Source organism: Nocardiopsis oceanisediminis, from assembly GCF_048595525.1.
Classification (GTDB): domain Bacteria; phylum Actinomycetota; class Actinomycetes; order Streptosporangiales; family Streptosporangiaceae; genus Nocardiopsis_A; species Nocardiopsis_A oceanisediminis.
Genome location: NZ_JAFMZJ010000001.1, coordinates 176,138 through 192,851 on the forward strand (window position 1 = coordinate 176,138; position 16,714 = coordinate 192,851).

At 74.5% G+C, this 16,714-nt stretch carries 19 protein-coding genes and 3 pseudogenes; 10 read left to right on the top strand and 12 right to left on the bottom strand.

Annotation, left to right across the window (positions count from 1 at the left end):
* The first annotated feature begins 24 nt into the window (after positions 1 to 24).
* Entirely contained in the window at positions 25 to 1,008 is a 984-nt protein-coding gene (locus tag J0910_RS01060) for a LysR family transcriptional regulator (protein ID WP_420156630.1), read from the top strand.
* 64 nt (positions 1,009 to 1,072) lie between these two features.
* Positions 1,073 to 1,597 (top strand): DapH/DapD/GlmU-related protein, encoded by a 525-nt coding sequence (locus J0910_RS01065; RefSeq protein WP_420161856.1) that lies wholly within the window; start codon positions 1,073 to 1,075, stop codon positions 1,595 to 1,597.
* Positions 1,598 to 1,663: 66 nt separating this feature from the next.
* On the opposite strand, the gene J0910_RS01070 is transcribed toward J0910_RS01065, so the two are convergent.
* The 4 genes from J0910_RS01070 to J0910_RS01085 are packed head-to-tail and all read right to left on the bottom strand — an operon-like array spanning position 1,664 to position 3,514.
* A complete protein-coding gene (locus J0910_RS01070) occupies positions 1,664 to 2,005 on the bottom strand; it encodes a hypothetical protein (RefSeq protein WP_420156631.1) in 342 nt (113 codons plus the stop codon).
* Positions 2,002 to 2,583, bottom strand: a complete 582-nt coding sequence (locus J0910_RS01075) for a class IV adenylate cyclase (protein WP_420156632.1) — start codon at positions 2,581 to 2,583, stop codon at positions 2,002 to 2,004. Before J0910_RS01075 ends, J0910_RS01070 begins: the two co-directional genes overlap by 4 nt.
* Positions 2,580 to 3,095, bottom strand: coding sequence for a hypothetical protein (locus J0910_RS01080; RefSeq protein WP_420156633.1), 516 nt, complete (start codon positions 3,093 to 3,095; stop codon positions 2,580 to 2,582). Before J0910_RS01080 ends, J0910_RS01075 begins: the two co-directional genes overlap by 4 nt.
* A gap of 38 nt (positions 3,096 to 3,133) precedes the next feature.
* Positions 3,134 to 3,514, bottom strand: a complete 381-nt coding sequence (locus J0910_RS01085; protein WP_420156634.1) for a VOC family protein — start codon at positions 3,512 to 3,514, stop codon at positions 3,134 to 3,136.
* 266 nt (positions 3,515 to 3,780) lie between these two features.
* On the opposite strand from J0910_RS01085, the pseudogene J0910_RS01090 reads away from it, so the two are divergent.
* Positions 3,781 to 3,948 (top strand): annotated as a pseudogene (locus tag J0910_RS01090) (type II toxin-antitoxin system Phd/YefM family antitoxin); the annotation flags it as partial.
* Between the two features lie 90 nt (positions 3,949 to 4,038).
* Here the strand turns inward: J0910_RS01090 and J0910_RS01095 are convergent.
* The gene (locus J0910_RS01095; protein ID WP_420156635.1) at positions 4,039 to 4,728 is read right to left on the bottom strand and encodes an NsdA family TPR-like regulatory protein; all 690 of its coding nucleotides are present in this window, start codon (positions 4,726 to 4,728) and stop codon (positions 4,039 to 4,041) included.
* Positions 4,649 to 5,473 (bottom strand): NsdA family TPR-like regulatory protein, encoded by an 825-nt coding sequence (locus J0910_RS01100; protein WP_420156636.1) that lies wholly within the window; start codon positions 5,471 to 5,473, stop codon positions 4,649 to 4,651. The genes J0910_RS01095 and J0910_RS01100 overlap by 80 nt, the downstream gene beginning before the upstream one ends.
* 19 nt (positions 5,474 to 5,492) lie before the next feature.
* On the opposite strand from J0910_RS01100, the gene J0910_RS01105 reads away from it, so the two are divergent.
* Both J0910_RS01105 and J0910_RS01110 read left to right on the top strand, forming a co-directional pair.
* Positions 5,493 to 5,651 (top strand): hypothetical protein, encoded by a 159-nt coding sequence (locus J0910_RS01105; protein ID WP_420156637.1) that lies wholly within the window; start codon positions 5,493 to 5,495, stop codon positions 5,649 to 5,651.
* Positions 5,652 to 5,705: 54 nt separating this feature from the next.
* Entirely contained in the window at positions 5,706 to 7,328 is a 1,623-nt protein-coding gene (locus J0910_RS01110) for an asparagine synthetase B family protein (protein ID WP_420156638.1), read from the top strand.
* Here J0910_RS01110 and J0910_RS01115 read toward each other — a convergent pair.
* Both J0910_RS01115 and J0910_RS01120 read right to left on the bottom strand, forming a co-directional pair.
* Positions 7,276 to 7,800: a GNAT family N-acetyltransferase gene (locus tag J0910_RS01115; RefSeq protein WP_420156639.1), complete on the bottom strand. Its 525-nt coding sequence runs from the start codon at positions 7,798 to 7,800 to the stop codon at positions 7,276 to 7,278. The two genes, J0910_RS01110 and J0910_RS01115, sit on opposite strands and share 53 nt — an antisense overlap.
* 56 nt (positions 7,801 to 7,856) lie before the next feature.
* Positions 7,857 to 7,982: pseudogene (locus J0910_RS01120) on the bottom strand (VOC family protein); the annotation flags it as partial.
* A gap of 335 nt (positions 7,983 to 8,317) precedes the next feature.
* Between J0910_RS01120 and J0910_RS01125 the strand changes: the two are divergent.
* The 3 genes from J0910_RS01125 to J0910_RS01135 all read left to right on the top strand — a co-directional run bounded on the left by J0910_RS01125 (position 8,318) and on the right by J0910_RS01135 (position 10,166).
* Positions 8,318 to 9,469, top strand: a complete 1,152-nt coding sequence (locus J0910_RS01125) for a methyltransferase domain-containing protein (protein ID WP_420156640.1) — start codon at positions 8,318 to 8,320, stop codon at positions 9,467 to 9,469.
* Between the two features lie 81 nt (positions 9,470 to 9,550).
* Positions 9,551 to 9,805: a type II toxin-antitoxin system Phd/YefM family antitoxin gene (locus tag J0910_RS01130; protein WP_420156641.1), complete on the top strand. Its 255-nt coding sequence runs from the start codon at positions 9,551 to 9,553 to the stop codon at positions 9,803 to 9,805.
* Between the two features lie 40 nt (positions 9,806 to 9,845).
* Positions 9,846 to 10,166: an ASCH domain-containing protein gene (locus J0910_RS01135; protein ID WP_420156642.1), complete on the top strand. Its 321-nt coding sequence runs from the start codon at positions 9,846 to 9,848 to the stop codon at positions 10,164 to 10,166.
* Positions 10,167 to 10,671: 505 nt separating this feature from the next.
* On the opposite strand, the gene J0910_RS01140 is transcribed toward J0910_RS01135, so the two are convergent.
* Together J0910_RS01140 and J0910_RS01145 are read right to left on the bottom strand one after the other, a co-directional pair.
* Positions 10,672 to 11,514 carry a hypothetical protein gene (locus J0910_RS01140; RefSeq protein WP_420156643.1) on the bottom strand — a complete coding sequence of 281 codons (843 nt, stop codon included), beginning with the start codon at positions 11,512 to 11,514 and terminating at the stop codon, positions 10,672 to 10,674.
* A gap of 339 nt (positions 11,515 to 11,853) precedes the next feature.
* Entirely contained in the window at positions 11,854 to 12,849 is a 996-nt protein-coding gene (locus J0910_RS01145) for a hypothetical protein (protein WP_420156644.1), read from the bottom strand.
* Positions 12,850 to 13,133: 284 nt separating this feature from the next.
* Between J0910_RS01145 and J0910_RS01150 the strand changes: the two are divergent.
* Together J0910_RS01150 and J0910_RS01155 are read left to right on the top strand one after the other, a co-directional pair.
* Positions 13,134 to 14,861: pseudogene (locus J0910_RS01150) on the top strand (GAF domain-containing sensor histidine kinase).
* A gap of 86 nt (positions 14,862 to 14,947) precedes the next feature.
* Entirely contained in the window at positions 14,948 to 15,322 is a 375-nt protein-coding gene (locus tag J0910_RS01155) for a hypothetical protein (protein ID WP_420156645.1), read from the top strand.
* 40 nt (positions 15,323 to 15,362) lie between these two features.
* On the opposite strand, the gene J0910_RS01160 is transcribed toward J0910_RS01155, so the two are convergent.
* Positions 15,363 to 16,043, bottom strand: a complete 681-nt coding sequence (locus J0910_RS01160) for a response regulator (RefSeq protein ID WP_420156646.1) — start codon at positions 16,041 to 16,043, stop codon at positions 15,363 to 15,365.
* A gap of 228 nt (positions 16,044 to 16,271) precedes the next feature.
* Positions 16,272 to 16,709: an SRPBCC family protein gene (locus J0910_RS01165; RefSeq protein ID WP_420156647.1), complete on the bottom strand. Its 438-nt coding sequence runs from the start codon at positions 16,707 to 16,709 to the stop codon at positions 16,272 to 16,274.
* Positions 16,710 to 16,714 lie beyond the last annotated feature (5 nt).

Sequence of the window (16,714 nt, forward strand, 5' to 3'; positions counted from 1 at the left end):
GTTGTGCACTCCTAGGGTGCTCCCGTGGACACCGAAGCACTGCGAACCTTCGTCCGGGCCGCCGAGCTCGGGCGCCTGCAGCACGCCGCCGACGAGCTGGGCGTGACGCAGCAGGCCGTCTCCAAGCGGATCGCCGCCCTGGAGCGCGAGCTGGAAGTCCGCCTGTTCACCCGCACCGCCCGAGGGGTCGAGCCCACGCCCGACGGCCAGGCCCTCCTCCCCCACGCCCGGAGCATCGTCGCAGAGGTCGAGCGCGCCGTCGCCGCGGTCAGGCCGGGCTCCCGGGCCCTCCGGATCGACGTCCTCGGCCGGCGGAGCGCGCAGGCCGCCGTCCTGCACGACTACTGGCGCTCGCACCCCCGCACCGACCTCGACGTGGTGGCCCTCAAGGACACCGACCCGCGCGCCGCGGCCGCCGCGGTGGAAGCGGGCGACGTCGACGCCTCGTTCCGCAGCGTCACCGACCCGGCCGCGCTCCCGTCCGACCTGCGGATGATCCACGCGTTCGACTCCCCGCTGGAACTCCTCACCGGCCCGAGGCACCCGCTCGCCTCCGCGCGCGCCCTGCCCCCTGCCCAGCTGCGCAAACACCGGATCTGGGTGCCCGGCATCGTGCCCCGGAGCGAGTGGGCGGAGTTCTACGACGAGCTCGCCGCCCGCTTCGACCTGCGCATCGACGCGGCGGGGCCGCACTTCGGGGACGAGGTGCTCCTGGACGTCCTCGCGGAATCCGCGGACGTGGCCACCTTCGTCGGCGCGCGCGACCGGTACATCTGGCCGGCCGGGCACGACCTGCGCCGCATCCCCATCGTGAACCCGGTCCTCGCGTACCCGCTCTCGCTCATCCTGCCGAGGAGCAACCCGCATCCGGGCCTCCGCGGGATCATCGCCCACCTCGAAGGCCTGCCGCCGATCCCCGGGGAGGTCTGGCGCCCGTCCTGGGCGCCGGCGCCGCGCCACGGCGGCGGCAACCGCGGCGACGACGGCGGCCCCGCCGCCGCCCGCTGAATCCCGTCCGTCCCTACCGAACCGGAGAGAAGGATCTTCCGTGCCCAAGCCCAACGAACGCTTCATGCGCATTCACGGTGACGAATTCCAGGCCATGGTCGAACGGGTCATGCAGGTCACCGAGCTCACCTCGCGGCTGAACGTGCTGCCCTTCGGCGACGAGGCGGGCAAGGCGGAGCTGCTCGAGCAGATCCTCGGCGGGCCGCTGCCGGCGGGGGTGACCGTCTACCCGCCGTTCTACACCGACCACGGGCTCAACCTGGACCTCGCGGAGCGGGTGTTCATCAACCAGAACTGCACGTTCCTGGACTACGCCGGCATCCGGCTCGGCGAGAAGACGATGATCGGCCCGAAGGCCACCTTCATCACCGGCGGCCACCCGATCGACCCGGCGGAGCGGAAGGTGTGGGTGAACTTCGCGCCCATCGACATCGCGGAGAACGTGTGGATCGGCGCGGGCGCCACGATCCTGCCCGGCGTCAGCATCGGCCGCGACTCCGTGGTCGCCGCCGGCGCGGTCGTCGCCGACGACGTCCCCCCGGCCACCCTGGTCACCGGCGCCAAGGCGACCGTGAACCGGCAGTGGTGACGGCCGCCCCGGGGCGCGCTCCCCAGCAGGGATTCGGCGTTCTCCGGGCCGGGTGAAGGGCCGCCGTCACGGTGCCAGGGCATCGCGCAGCACCGCGGCCAGGCGCTCCCGCGCGACGCGCGCGGACTCGGGGTATTCGATGACCCAGTCGACTTTCACGGTGATCACGCCGTCAGTGTTCGACACGGTGACGTCCCCGGTGCGGTGGAACCCGGCGACCCGCTCCCGGATCCTCCGGCGCTGCTGCGGGTCGAGTCCGGCGCAGGCGGTGCTGTCGAGGCTGAGCTCGGTGATGAACCCGCCCAGGGCGGGGTCGGCCCGGCCGGCCGCCGGATCGGGGGGAAGCCTCCACCGCAGCGCGTCCTCGGAGATGGTGAGCGATTCGCCGACGCGGAGCCCTGGTGTCATCCGGTCATGCTCGCACGGTCGCCGCCCCGCTCCCCCTCCGGGAGCCTCAGGTCGGTGACGGCCGCCAGGTCGATGCCGTGGCGGGCGTAGACCTTGGTGGTGTTCTCCCCGGTCAGCCGCTCCTCCTCGTACCCGAGGAGGGCGGCGGTGCGCACCACCTGGTCCCGGTCGGCGGCCTCGATCTCCAGGTAGGGCGGGATCAGCGGCCAGGAGTCGATCTCCAGCCGGGCGCCCTGCAGGGTGAAGCTCCGGCGGTGGTTCTCCTGGTAGGCCTTGGGCCGGTAGCCGAGCTTGCCGAGCAGGGCATCGGCGGTGGCGAAGTCGGAGACCTCGACCTCGGTCTCCCGGGTGCCGCCGATCTCGTCGGAGTCGATCTCCTTCACGGTGAGCGTGACCGCCGACCCGGTGTCCCGCAGCCGGATCCAGCGCCCCTCGTCACCGGGTTCGATGTCGTAGACGTAGCGCCGCTGCAGGGCCTCGCCGGCCGGCTCCCCTCCTTCGGCCAGGATCCTGGCGGTCAGGGCCTCGGGGTCGATGTCGAGGACCTTGGCCTCGTACTCGATGAAGGTACGGCTCACGTCGGGGGTTCCTTCCGGTTCGCGGCCAGGGCCGCGGTGGCGAGGAAGACCAGCGAGCTCGCGGACGAGAAGACCACGAACGGCGCCGCCGACTCCCAGTCGATCAAGGGGGCGGCGACCGGGAGCACGATGACGAGCAGGACCAGTGAGGACGCCAGCATCGCGATCCCCAGGGTCCGGACCGGCCGCTCCGCCCCCGCCCACCGCAGCACCGGCACCGCCACCGGGGCGAACACCATGCCGACCGCGAGGAGCCACAGCGAAAGCGCCTCGGACTCGGCCTCGCCCGTGTGCTGGGGCTCGAAGAGCAGGCCCAGGAGGAGCACCATGATCGCGATGCAGGGGTAGAACCACACCCAGCCGAGGACCGCGGTGCCGGCGAAGCCCAGCGGCCGCCTCCACCGGGCGGGGACCCGCGACCGCTTCCCGCCCTTGCCGGGGGCTTCGGGCCCCTGCCCGGATCCGGAGAGCGCCGCGGCCTCTCCTCCCCTGCACCCCTCTCCTTCACCCATGCGGGCTCCAGAAGGGCGCCCGGGCGGCCGATTCAGCGTCAGAGCGCAGCAAGGCGGGCCTTGAGCAGGCAGAACTCATTGCCTTCGGGGTCGGCGAGGACATGCCACGGCTCCTCACCGGTCTGCCCGATGTCGGCCGGGCGGGCGCCGAGCGCGAGGAGGCGCTCGAGTTCGTCGTCCTGGTCGCGGTCGGTGGCGTTGACGTCGATGTGCAGCCGGGACTTCCCGGGCTCCGGCTCGTCCCTGCGGCTGAGGATGATCGTCGGCTGCGCACCGCCGAACCCTTCGCGCGGCCCGATCTCCACCATCTCGCCGTCCTCGCGGTCGAGCACGACGAAGTCCAGGACCTCGCACCAGAACCGCGCCAGCGCCTCGGGGTCGCGGCAACCGAGCACGAGCTCACTGATACGACACGCCATTGGCGGAACCCACTCTCAGCTCGGGGACCACCGGCGGGACCGCACGCGATTCCCACGGCCCCGGCGGCGGGAACGACCGCGCGGACTCTACCGAACGGGACCGCACGCGCGAAACGGTTTTCCGGGCTGCGAGCGGACGGCCACCGCCCTCCCCCGGGGGTGGTGCCGCGCGGGGCGGTCGGCCCCGATCCCCGGACCGAGACGTACGGCTTCCTGTACAACGAGGGTGATGCAGGTGCACTGCGGAAGGCTGTGACATGAAGACCATGGCCTACTCCGAGTTCCGCGCCGACTGCGCGGCCGCTCTCGACTCCGTGACCGATGGCCGAGAAGAGCTCGTCATCACCAGAGCAGGGCGCGAGCCGGTGGTGATGACGGCTCCCTCCGAGTACAAGGCCCTGCAGGAGACCGCCCACCTTCTGCGCGGTCCCGAGAGCGCCCGGCGCTTTCCTTTTCGTCCCCCTACTCCTGCTGGGACTGCACCTCTTGTAGGTAAGACCCGCGCCGCAGAGGCGACTGCTCGGTCAGGAGAGCGCGGAGGCACCGCTCACCCGTGCAGCGACCTGCCGGGCGCGCGCGTTGCCGCGGTGGCGGCGGGCCGCGCCGCGGATGCGCCGCACGGCCGCGTCGGCGCGGCCGGCCCTCAGATGCGGGTAGTCGTCGAGGAAGGCGTCCCAGGAGTCGCAGGCGGCCTCCAAGTGCCCGGCCCGGTACTGCATCTCGGCGAGCTGGGCGGTGGAGATCGCCCGGGAGCGCCGCTCGGCGGCGGGCCTGCGGCGGTTGGAGGTGCGCATCGCCTTCACTGCGCCGTCCAGGTCACCCAGGTGGGAACGCAGATGCGCCTCCTGGTAGGCGAGGCTGGCGTGGTGGTAGGACCCGAAGGTCTCCACCTTCGAGGTGGCCGCCTCCAGGTGCCGCTCCGCCTTGCCGAACGAGTTGAGCGCTGAGCGGCGGTCGCCCAGTGCGGCGTGGGCGACGGCCTCCTGGCCCAGCAGGAAAGCGCGCATCCGCGGCGGCGCCGCCGTCCCGGCGGCCGAAGTGGCGGCCTCGACCAGGTGCAGCGCCTCGGTGCGGTGCCCGAGGTCGCCGGCCTGAATGCTCATGCCGCGCAGCACGGTGGCATAGGTCAGCGGGTCATCGGCCTCGGCGGCCAGGCCCAGCGCCTGGAGGAAGTAGCGCTCGGCCAGCCCGTGGGCCTCGTCGTCCCAGGCCATGAACCCGGCCAGGTAGACCAGGTCGGCCGCGGCGGCGTGCAGGGCCCGGCGCGGCGTCGGCGTGCAGCCAGCCGGCCAGGTCGTTGGCGATGTAGGCGGCCACGGCCGAGCGGGCGTGCCCGCCGCCGAACCGGTCGTCGACGGTGGAGAACGCCTCGGCCATCGTGGAGACGGCCTCCACCTCGCCCTCCCCCACCCGTGGGCCCGCGGCGCCGGCGGCCCGGCCGGCCCTCTCGGCGATCTCCTCCCAGGCCGGGACGGCGGCCGCGGCGGCCACCGAGTAGACGATGCCGCGCAGCATCCGGCGTCGGCTGATGTCCATGTCGGCTCTCCCCAGCTCGGCCAGTGCGGACACGGTACCGCCCTGCCAGTCCAGAGCCCCGGCGCCCGGCAAGGACTCGGGCCGGCCCATGCCGGTCTCGGCGAGGGGGACCGGCCGGCCCAGGCGGCGGGCGGCGGCCTCGGCGATGAGCGCGGGCACCGGCGGGCGGGGCCGGGAACCGGTCAGCCAGTGCGCGACCGAGGTGCGGTCGTAGTGCAGGTCCAGTCCGGTCTCGGCGCCGACGCGGTTGACGGCGCGGGCCAGCGCCTCATAGCTCCAGTCGGTCTCGGAGACCAGGGCCGCCAGGGCGGTGTTGGGGGTGCGCGGTCGCGGCATCAGGGGCCCTTCGGCGTTCAACACGTTCAACACCTCCACCTCCCCGCGGGCCTGGGCGGTGAACCCGGATCGTCCTGTACTGGTCACGTACCGAGAGGAGGTGACCATGACGAGCACGACCGCAGCGGCCGGCAGCCCGGCCGCGGCCGAGGAGCTGGAGGAGCTTTTCGCGTCCCCCGAGGTGCTGACCACCGTGGAGGTGGCCGCGGAGTACACCAAGAAGAACGGCTCCAGCGACCACCCCAAGCAGTACGACGAGATGTGACCCCCGGGGCGGCCCGCGGCGTGCGGGCCGCCCGCTCCGTCGAAGGGAGCCCCCGTGTTCCGGTTCCGCCTCGCCCGCCCGTTCACCGCCGATGACCTGCCCGCCCTCCGCAGCGCCGCCGCCGGTGGCCCGTTCCTGGAGGTCTTCACTCATCCCGCCCTGGAGCATCAGGCAGTGCTTCGTTCAGACGGGGGCGGGTTCATCGTCAACCGCGAGCGCCTGCGCGGCCGCCCGGCGCCCCCGCCGGAGCGGACCGTGGGCGAAACGGCCTACGACCGCGCCCTGGCCGACGCCCTGGCCTGGCCGCTGGGGTTCGTCCTCATCGAGTTCGGACCCACCCGGGTGCGGCTGCACGCGAGCCAGTGGGGCACCGCCCCGCTGCACCTCGCCGCCGCCGGCGGGGCACTGCACGGCTCCTGGGACCTGCTCGACGTGGTCCCGCACATCGACGCCGCCCGGCTGGACCCCCAGGAGGTGACCGGCTTCCTGACCTACCGGGGCCTCTACTCCCGCCGCACCGTCCTGGCCGAGGTGCGCACCCTGACCGAGCGCGCCACCGCCGCCTTCGACGGGACCCGCCTGTCGATGGCCTACCCCGAGCCGGGGCTGCACGCCCGACCGCGCGAACTGCGCCCGGGCGCCGACGTGATCGGCGCCTTCGAACGCGTCCTGGCCGCGGTCGTCGAGCAGTGGGACTACGCCCCCGAGCGGGCGGTGGCCGACCTGTCGGGCGGCATGGACTCGGCCAACACCGCCCTCACCCTCGCCCGCCTGCACCCCGGCAAGGTCGCCACCGGCGCGATGATGTTCCACGGCCCCATCGGCGCCCAGCAGGCCCGGCGCCGCGCCGAGCTGCGCACCGCCGGCTTCGCCGAAGACCACACCCTGGACCTCGTCGAGCACCTGCCCTTCGCCCCCGGCGGGCCCCGCGACCGCGGCGAGCCCTTCGACCCGGAGGAGGGCCCCTACGCAGAGGGCCGCAACACCCTCCTCGACGCCTACGCGCAGGCGGGCAAGACGGTGGTGTTCACCGGGCTGGGCGGGGACGAGGCGATGAAGCTGCGCGCGAGCGAGCGCGAAGCGCTCGGGATCGCCCCGGCCCCGGTGCCGCTGGAGACCGGCGCCGACGACCTGCCCGCCTACCTCGGCCCGCGCGCCCGGGAAGTCATCGCCGCCGGGCCTTCGGAGGCCGCCCCGATCGGCCCCACCCTGTGGTCGATCCTCGACTCCTTCGCCGCCCTCTACCCGCACTACATGCGCCGCGGGCTGTGGCCGATCAACCCCATGGCGGCCCCCGGGTTCGTCCGTCTGGCCGAGTCCCTGCCGGCCGCCTGGCGGGCCGACAAGCGGCTGCTGCGCTCCCGGCTGCGCGCGGCCGGGTTCTCCCGCGACGCCGCCCACCCGCAGCTGGCCGAGAACTTCCAGCACATCCTGAACACGGCCATGGACCGCCACGGTGTCTGCAAGTTGACCGACCTGCTGGACGAGGGCTCGGTGCTGGTGCAGGAGGGGTTCCTGGGCGAGGCCGAGCTGCGCCGTGCCGCCCGCCGCTTCGCCGGGACCGGCGACCACCGCCTCTACGAGGTCTACCGGCCGCTGATGCTGGAGACCGCCCTGCGCTCGCTCAGGCGGCGGTCTTCACCGGCAGGTCGGGCTGCGGCTCGGCCGGGCGGGTGAGGATGTAGGCGGTGCGGCCGCGCCGCTGGAGGGTGCGCAGCAGCTCCCAGCCCTGGACCTCGGTGTAGTAGGCGGCCAGGCGCTCGTGGAAGCAGCCGCGGCGCACGTGCCGGAGTTCCTGGTGGGCGGCGCGGTCCAGGGCCCAGCGGGCGATGAGGCGGCCGTACCTGCGCCCGTCGGAGGGCAGGGTCCAGGTGGAGGCCAGGAACAGCGCGGGCTCGGCGCGCTCGGCCTCGGTGAAGCACCACTGGGGGGACTCCTCCAGCACGGTCGTGCAGCCCAGCAGGGCGCCGTCCTCGTCGTGGAGGACCCAGACCGGCCAGTCGGGGTCACCGGCCTGGGAGGCCAGGGTCTCGGCGATGTCGGAGGAGGTCCTCAGGCCGCGCTCCTGCATCCACGCGGCGCGGCGGCGGACCATCGCCGCAACGGCGCCGGCGTCCTCGGCGGTGGCCGGGCGCATCTGCAGCACCATGGATCCTCCCTGATCGCCTGCAGACCACCAGCCTAAGTGACAGTCGGGAAATGCGGCCCGATCTCCACCATCTCGCCGTCCTCGCGGTCGAGCACGACGAAGTCCAGGACCTCGCACCAGAACCGCGCCAGCGCCTCGGGGTCGCGGCAACCGAGCACGAGTTCACTGATACGACACGCCATTGGTCGAACCCACTCTCATCCGGCGGGAAAGAAGCCGCACGACTGTACCGAACGGAACGGGCACGGGTGAAGCGGTTTCAGGCCTGTCGGAATGAGTAGGCGGTGATCGCCACCGAGGTCTCCCATCACCTCGCCCCTGACCGCCTTCGGCCGTTCTCGTGACAGGGAGCGATCACCGGACTACCGTCACATCCGACCGGGAGATCGCAGGCAGGGAGACCAGCCCCCTTGGGAAAGCACGACGACACCGCGGACTCCGACGGCCACAAGCCCGACCGGCCCATCCCTCCGAAACGGCCCGGCGACGAGGGTGGCGGCGGCGGTAAGCACGAGAAATGACCTCCCCGGCCTCTGCCGTTCAGGAGCGGCTGGCGGAGCGGGTGGCGCTGCAGGACGGCGTCCCCGACGCGGTCGCCGCCGCGGTCCGGGCCGTCCCCCGCCACCTGTTCGTGCCCGACCGGATCCGGGTGGACGGGCGGTGGCTGGAGCGCTCGGCCGACCCTCAGGCGTGGCTGGAGGCGGCCTACGCAGACCGGCCCGTCATCACCCAGCTCGACGACGGCCGCCCCGGCGGCACCGGCTATATCTCCAGCTCGATCTCCAAGCCCTCCCTCGTCGCCGAGATGCTCGCCCGCCTCCAGGTGGGCGGCGGCGACCGGGTGCTGGAGATCGGGACCGGGTCGGGGTGGAACGCCGCCCTGCTGTGCGAACTGGCCGGTGAGGACGGCACGACCACGATCGAGGTCGATCCCGATCTGCACGCCCGGGCCCGCGCCGCGCTGGCCGGGGCCGGCCACGCCCCAGAGGCCGTGCTCGGCGACGGCCTGAAGGGGCACCCGCCGGGCGCCCCCTATGAGCGGATCATCTCCACCATGGCCGTCCGGCACATCCCCTGGGCCTGGGCCGAGCAGCTGGCCGGCGGCGGGATGCTCCTCACCCCGTGGGGCACCGCCTACCACAACGGCGTCCTGGTATCGCTGCGCCCCGATCCCAGAGGGCGGAGCGCCTCGGGGCGCTTCTTCGGCGACGCGGCGTTCATGTGGGCGCGTGCCCAGCGCACCCCGCACGGCGCGGTGGAGGACCGGGTCCGCCCCGGGCACGACTACGCCGAGACCGCCACGGAGCTGTACCCGGCCGAACCGCTCGGGGAGGCGTCCTTCGCCATCGGGCTCGTGCTCGAAGGCGTGAAGAACACCGTCGTCTGGGAGGACGACGTGCCCGGTTCCGACCGGTTCACCGTCTACCTGATGGACCCGCGCACCGGGTCGTGGTCCTCCTGGCACGCCGATGCCGCCGCCGGCCGCTACCCGGTGCGCCAGCACGGCCCCCGCCGGCTCTTCGACGAGCTGGAGGCCGCACACGCCTGGTGGGTGAGGGCCGGCCGCCCCGATCACACCCGGTTCGGACTCACCATCACCCCGGACGGGGAGCAGGCCGTATGGCTCGACGGCCCTGAGCACCCGGTCCCTGCTTCTCCGGCGCACTGACCGAAGAAGAGACTCCGTACCGGGACGTACGGCTTCTTGTGCAACGGCAGCGGGTCCAGGCGCGCTACGGAAGGCCGAGGCATGAAGACCATGACCTGTTCCGAGTTCCGTTCCGACTGCGCCGCCGCGCTCGACTCCGTGATCGATGACCGGGAAGAGCTCGTCATCACCAGAGCAGGGCGCGAGCCGGTGGTGGTGATGGCTCTCTCCGAGTACGAGGCCCTGAAGGAGATCGCCTACCTTCTGCGCAGTCCTGAAAACGCCCGGCGCCTTGTGACCGCGATCGAGGAACTCGAGGCCGGCCAAGGGGCATCAGCACTTGGAGGCGACTCATGACCGATCGACTGATCTCGCCCAGCGCCCTCGCGTGCATGAGATGGGGCTCTACAAGCGCTACTTCGACCTGGTCGCTTCGGGCGGGAAGAGGATCGAGGTCAGGGTCGACGATTCATCGCGCAAGCGGTTGGAGGAAGGCGACCTTCTCCGGTTCGAGTGTCGCGACGAGGAAACACGCACGCGGATCACCCGAATTGCACGATACGCCGACTTCGACGAGATGTTCGACCATGAGCCGGTCTCGTCGGTCGACCCGACCGCGTCCCGTGAAGACCGGCTTCGCAACGTTCGGGAGATCCATCCGCCCGAGCATGAGGCCTTGGGTGTGGTCGCCATCGGAATCGAACTCGTCGGCGACTGATCCGGCTGCCGGTGGGCCGTCAGGCCCGCAGGTCCCGCACCTCTGGGGGCGGGTGGGCCCGATAGGCGGCCTCGGCCCATGACCGCGGCGGTGGGGATGGAAACGGTGACCACCCGGTCCAAGGCGATGATCTTGACGTTGCGGGGGTATCAGGGCGCCCTGATACCCCCGCGACGTCAAGATCATCGGGGGAGCCGGAGGCGTGAGTGCCGGGAGGGGGCGGGGGCGCCCGGTCCCCGACCCCTCGCTTCTGGAGAAGGCGCGCCGCCCGCGATCCCAGCGGAATGATCGCGGGCGGCGCGCGGGCCCGGCGGCCGAGCCGCCGCCGGGCCCGTGCGCCGCCGCCTCCGGCCTGCGGGGGCGGTGCGCACGTCCTGCGGGGCGGGCTCCCTACCGCTCCTCCCCTCGCCGGGGCCGCCGGACGGAGGCGGCCCGCTGAAACGGCGGGGAGCCCGCTGCGTCCCCGGGTGGGGGGACGCGCCCGGGGTCTCGCGACCCCGGGGGCTTACAGCAGCGTCCCGAGGGGGCCGCCGACGGAGATGCCGGCGTCCTCCAGCGGCCCGCCGGACTGCGGGACGGTGGGCGGCTCGGGCAGCACGGAGAGCGGGTCCTGCAGGGTCTCCGCGGTCTCGGCGACCGCGTTCTCGTCCACCGAGACCGGCGGCTGGGCGGCCACCTCGTCCAGCTGGGCGGTGGTGCTGGGCAGGGTGGAGCGGACCGCCCCGTCCACGGCCTCGACCGGGGCGGGCAGCGCCTCGGTGACCGGCGCGGGCGCCACCTCGGAGACCGGGCCGGCGACCGCGCCCGGCAGCGCCTCGGCGGCCTGCGGCTCGGTCTCGCCGCCGTCCTCCAGCAGCTTCTTCGGGTCGTCCTGCTCCATGTAGACGACCATGTCCATGGCGGTCTTCGCGGTGCCGCGCAGCGTCTCGCCGACCTTCGGGCCGACGCCCGCCAGGTCGCCGGCGGGCCCGCCCTGCGGGACCTCGGCCGGGGAGAGCTGGGAGGTGCGCGGCGCGGTCGCGGTGCGCACGTCCTCCACCGCGTCGTCCACCGCGGTGAGGCCCGCCTGCAGCTGCGGGCCGGTGTCGGACATGTCGCCGGTCGGCCCGGCGACGTTGCGGGTGTCCGGGGCGGGCAGGGTGGTGGCCAGCTTGGGCAGCTCGGGCAGCCGCCCGTCGAGCGCCGTGCTCACCACCTCGCCGGCGAGGGTGCCGACCGGGTCGGTGGCCGGGTCCAGCGGGGAGGGAGCGGTGGCGGCGCCGGCGGCGCCTGCTCCCAGGGCGACGAAGCCGACGGCTCCCGCCGCCACCAGAACGGCCTTCGCGGAGCTCCGAGCGAACTGGAACATTGAACGATCCTTCCGGATTGCGTTTCTCGCGTCGTTTACGTGGGGATCGGGCGGAGCGCTCCGCCCGGTGCGACCGCGCCCCTGGCCTGGGGGCGGGGTGCTTCCGGGTGGGTGGGGTGCGCTTCCCGGGGGCCTGGGGCCGCCTCTGGCGGATGCGGCCTGCGGGTCTCCGGGACCGTCCGGCGGATCTGGCGGACCGCCGACCGGCGTGAACCACTGCCTTTTCGGAAGGGGCTCACGTCGGCCCCCAGCGCTGGTCTGGGAAACGGAACGTGCTGCCAGAAGGGAGGGACGGCGGGGCGGGCGCGGCTCGGCGGCGCGGCCCGCTCGGCGGGGCGCCTAGTCCGGGGAGAAGGACGGCTCCGCGGCCGGGTCCTGCGGGGCGGGGTCGCCGGGGCGGACCGCCTCGGCGGGACGGCCGCCGGCCGGGACCAGGTCCACGGCGGACGGCGGGTAGCCGGGGACGCCCAGCGGCGCCGCGGCGCCCTGCTGGGCGGAGCCCACGGCGGCCGCCCGCTGCACGCCCGGGTCGGCCGGGGCCGTGCCGGACGGCTCGGCGGCGCGCAGCCCGCGCTCGGCCGCGGCGGCGACCGGGGCGCGGTCCTGCACCGCGGCGGGGCTCCCCGCGCAGGCGGGGGCGGCGGCCGGCACGGGGCGGTCGGCGCGCTGGGCGCCGCTCTTCCCGCCGGCCGGCTCGGCGGCGTCGCCGTCCCGGCGCCCGCCTTCCTCACCGGGCGCCGGGGCGGCGGTCTCGGGCCGGTCGATCCCCTGGAGGCCGCCGGCGACGGCGGAGACCAGGTCGCGGCCGATCCCGCCCGGGGCGTGCGGCAGCGCGGACGGCGGTACCGCGGGCACCTCGGGCCGGTCGGGGGCGGTGCTCCGGACGTTCCGGCCGGCGTCGCCGACCGCGCCCACCGCGGCGTCGACCGCCTCGGCGGCCGACCGGGCGGTGGCCTGCACCGCTCCGGCCTGCGGGCCGTGCCCGCCGGCGCCCTCCGGCGCGGAGGGCGCCCGCGCGGGGCCCCCCGCGACCAGGGTGTCCAGCAGCCGGTCGGGCCGGGCCCGCTCCGTGCCGGGTCCGGCCGCCGGCGGTTCCGACGCCTCGGGGGCCTCCGGGGCGGCCTCCTCCGGGAGCGCCGCCACCTGCCCGGCACCGGCGGCCGGGGCCCCGGGGACGTCCGGCAGGTCGGCCGCGGAGGCCGCGGCGGAGCCGGTGAACCAGGCGGCCGCGGCGATCCCGGCGACGCACAGCGCCCGGCCGAGCAGCGACCCGGCGCGGGCACGCAGGGCGGCCGCGGCGCTCGGGGCGCCTGGGAGCCGGTCCTTGCGCTGCACGGGGCCGTCCTCGGTCGGGTCGGGAAGCAGAGGAAATCCGGGCGGACGGCAATGGCCGGAGGCCACAGGGCCGGCATCGGCCGGAAGTCCGCACCCGGCTGAACGCGACCGTAGCATGATCCTCGATACGGACGACCCCGAACCCGATGAATTTCCGTCCGGAAGACCGGGCTCCGGGACGTCCGGGCCGGAAGGAGGCCCAGGGCCGAAACCGGAGCCCCCTCCCGGCCGGTAGTTTGCGCGGTGCGGAGCGTCGAGGAGCGATAGCGTTTACGGCCGGAGGTATCGACGAAGTGCCCGAGCCCCCAGAGACCCCTCGAACCGGCCTTGACGAACTCCTCTCCGAACTGAACTCTCGGCTGCAGAACGAGCTCTCCTCCCGCGGCCGGGTGCACGCCCTGCTCGAAGCGGTGCTCTCCATCGGCGGCGACCTCGACCTGGCCACCGTGCTCCGGCGGCTCGCCCAGGCCGCCGCGGACCTGGCCGGCGCCCGCTAAGCCGGGCTCGGGGTGCTCGGCGAGGACGGCGGCTTCAGCGAGTTCATCCCGGTGGGCCTCACCCCCGAGGAGGTGGACCGGGTGGGCCGCTTCCCGCACGGCGGCGGCATCCTCTCCGTCCCCTCCACCGAGCACGGCCCGCTGCGCATGCAGGACCTCACCGAGCACCCGCAGAGCGTCGGCTTCCCGCCGGACCACCCGCCGATGCGCTCCTTCCTCGGCGTGCCGATCCAGGTCCGCGGCGAGGTGTTCGGCAACCTCTACCTGACCGAGAAGCGCGGCGGCGGCCGGTTCGACGCGCACGACGAGTCGATCGTCACCGCGCTGGCCACCGCCGCCGGCGTGGCCATCTCCAACGCCCGGCTGTACGAGAAGACCCTGGCCCGGGAGCGCTGGCTGACCGCCTCCACCGAGATCACCACCCGGCTGCTCTCCGGGGACGACGGCCGCACCGTGCTGGAGCTGCTGGCGCGCAGCGCCCGGGAGCTGTCCGGCGCCGACGTCTCCGTGGTGCTGCTGCCCGAGCCGCGCGGCGTGGAGCTGATCGCCGACACCGCGGACGGCCCGGTGGCCGAGGAGGTGGTGGGCACCCGGCTGGTCATCGAGGAGACCGCGTGCGGCTCCTGCTACCGGGACGGCGACGCGGTGGCCATCCCCGACCTGCGGCAGGCCGACTGCCCGATGCTGACCCACCGCGGCTTCGGCCCCGGCCTGCTGGTCCCGCTGGGCACCCCGGACCGCACCCGCGGGGTGCTGCTGCTCGGCAAGCGCACCGGCCGGGCCCCGTTCGCCGAGCCCACCCGGCAGATGATGGACGCCTTCGCCGGGCAGGCCGCGCTCGCCCTGGAGCTGGCCGACGCCCGCCGCGACACCGAGCGGCTCGCCGTGCTGGAGGACCGCGACCGGATCGGCAAGGACCTGCACGACATCGTCATCCAGCGGCTGTTCGCCTCGGCGATGAGCCTGATGAGCACGGTGCGGCTGATCGAGCACGACGACGCCCGGGACCGGGTCCAGCACACCATCGACGACCTGGACGAGACCATCCGGGAGATCCGGTCCACGGTGTTCGCGCTGAAGACCCCGCCGAGCCGGCGGGACACCTCGCTGCGCGGCCGGATCCTGGCCGCCGCCGAGGGGGCGGCCCGCTCCCTGGGCTGCCAGCCGGGCGTGCGGCTGGAGGGGCCGATCGACGCCTCGGTCCCGGGCCCGGTCGCCGAGCAGCTGCTCGCGGTGCTCGGCGAGGCGCTGTCCAACGTCGCCCGGCACGCCCGCGCCTCGGAGGTGCACGTCTCGGTGGACGTGGACGACCGGGTCACCCTCCAGGTGACCGACAACGGCCGCGGCATCGAGCCCGGCGGCCGCCGGAGCGGCCTGCGCAACCTGGACGAGCGCGCCGCCGGGCTGGGCGGCTCGTTCTCCGCCGGCCCGGCCCCGGGCGGCGGCACCGTCCTGCTCTGGTCGGTCCCGCTCCCCGCGGACACCGCCCGCACCGAGCCCGCCGGCCTGCGCTGACGGAGGCCGGGGGCCGCGGCGTGTTCGGAGCCCGCGATCCGGGGAATCAGGACCACCGCCCCCTGTCCCCCGTCCCGGAGGCCCGCGTGTTCGACCTGCTCTTCACTCTGACCGGTTTCGCCTGCGGCATCGGCATCGCCGTCGCCGCGAAGCGGTCCGAGCGCATCCGGGCGGCCATCGATTCCCGGGAGGAGCGCCGCGAGACCACCCCGCTGGAGGCCGAGCGCGAGCGGCTGAGGGCGCACCGGACCACCCTGAACCTGGGGCGCTCCGCCGTCCTGGTGCTCCTGCTGCTACTGGGCGCCGCCGTGGCGAACGCGGCCCTGACCGGCGACTGGACCGGGAGGCCCCTGTACAACACGGTCATCCCGATCGCCCTGCTGGCGTGGAGCGGGTACGGCCTGGTGGTGAGCCGCGATCAGATCGAGCGGTCCCGGAAGCGGATCGACGCGCTCGGCTGACCGGCCCGGCGGAGCGCGCCGGCCGGGCGGGCGCCCCCGGTCACCAGGGGGCGCGGTCCGGGCGGTTGCGGGTGCGCAGTTCGGCGACGAGCACCGCGGCCTGGGTGCGGCGCTTCAGGTCGAGCTTGGAGAGCAGGCTGGAGACGTAGTTCTTCACCGTCTTCTCGGCGAGGTAGAGGCGCTCGCCGATCTGCCGGTTGGTCAGGCCCTCGCCGATCAGGTCGAGGATCTGCCGCTCCTGCGGGCTGAGCTCGGCCAGCGGGTCGGGTTCGGCCGGGGTGCTGCGCAGCCGCTCCATCACCCTGCCGGTGCTGCCGGGGTCCAGCAGCGAGCCGCCGGAGGCGACGGTGCGCACCGCGCCCACCAGGTCGGCGCCGTGGATCTGCTTGAGCACGTAGCCGGCCGCGCCGGCCAGCACCGCCTCGAACAGCGCCTCGTCGTCGGCGTAGGAGGTCAGCATCAGGCAGGAGATCTCCGGGCGCGCCGAGCGGATCTCCCGGCAGACGCTCACCCCGGACCCGCCGGGCAGCCGGACGTCCAGCACCGCGACGTCCGGCGAGGCCGCGGGGATCCTGGCCAGGGCCTGCTCCGCGGTGCCCGCCTCGCCGACCACCTTCATGTCCGGCTCCCCCTCCAGCAGCGCGGACACGCCTCGGCGGACGACCTCGTGGTCGTCCACCAGGAACACCTTGATCGGCTGCGTGGCAGCACCGGACGCCATCGGCTCCCCTCCCCGGTCCGCTGGAGGCCCCGGCGGCGGGGCCCGCCGGCGGCATCGACGCAAACGACGTTAATGCCCCGCAGGTACGCGCCGGACGCCGAACGGCACCAATGCCCCGGGGCCAAGGTCCCGATCAGGGCATCCGCGCACCGATCGCCCGGCCCCGGCGGGCGCCGGGGGACCGGAGGGCGGGGCCGGATCCGGACGGGCCGGGCATCCGCGCCGGGGTCAGCCCGGGGGCCGCCCCCGCTCCGCCTCGGCGCGGTCCTTCAGGGCGGCGGCCTCCTGGTCGACCATGCCGCGGACCTTCTCCGCGCCGATCCGCCCGGCCAGGTCGCCGAGCGGGCCGGAGAGCCGGAACGCGAGGGTGGCCAGGGAGCCGCCGGCGCCGTCCGGCTCCACCCGGTGGCCGGCCTGCTCCCGGTAGAGGGGGCCGCTCCGCCCCCAGATGAAGGCCTCCCCCGGCCGGACGGCGGCGACCCGGTACTCCACCGGTGCGCGGTCCGGCTGCTTGAGCCGGACCCGCTGCCCCTCGTGCAGCGGGCCGCCCTCCACCCGGATCCATTCCGCGGTCGGCAGCCACTCCGGCCACAGCTCGACCCCGGACAGGATCCGCCACACCTCCGCCGGAGGCGCGTCGATCTCGATCGTGCGGACGTGGATCACCCGGT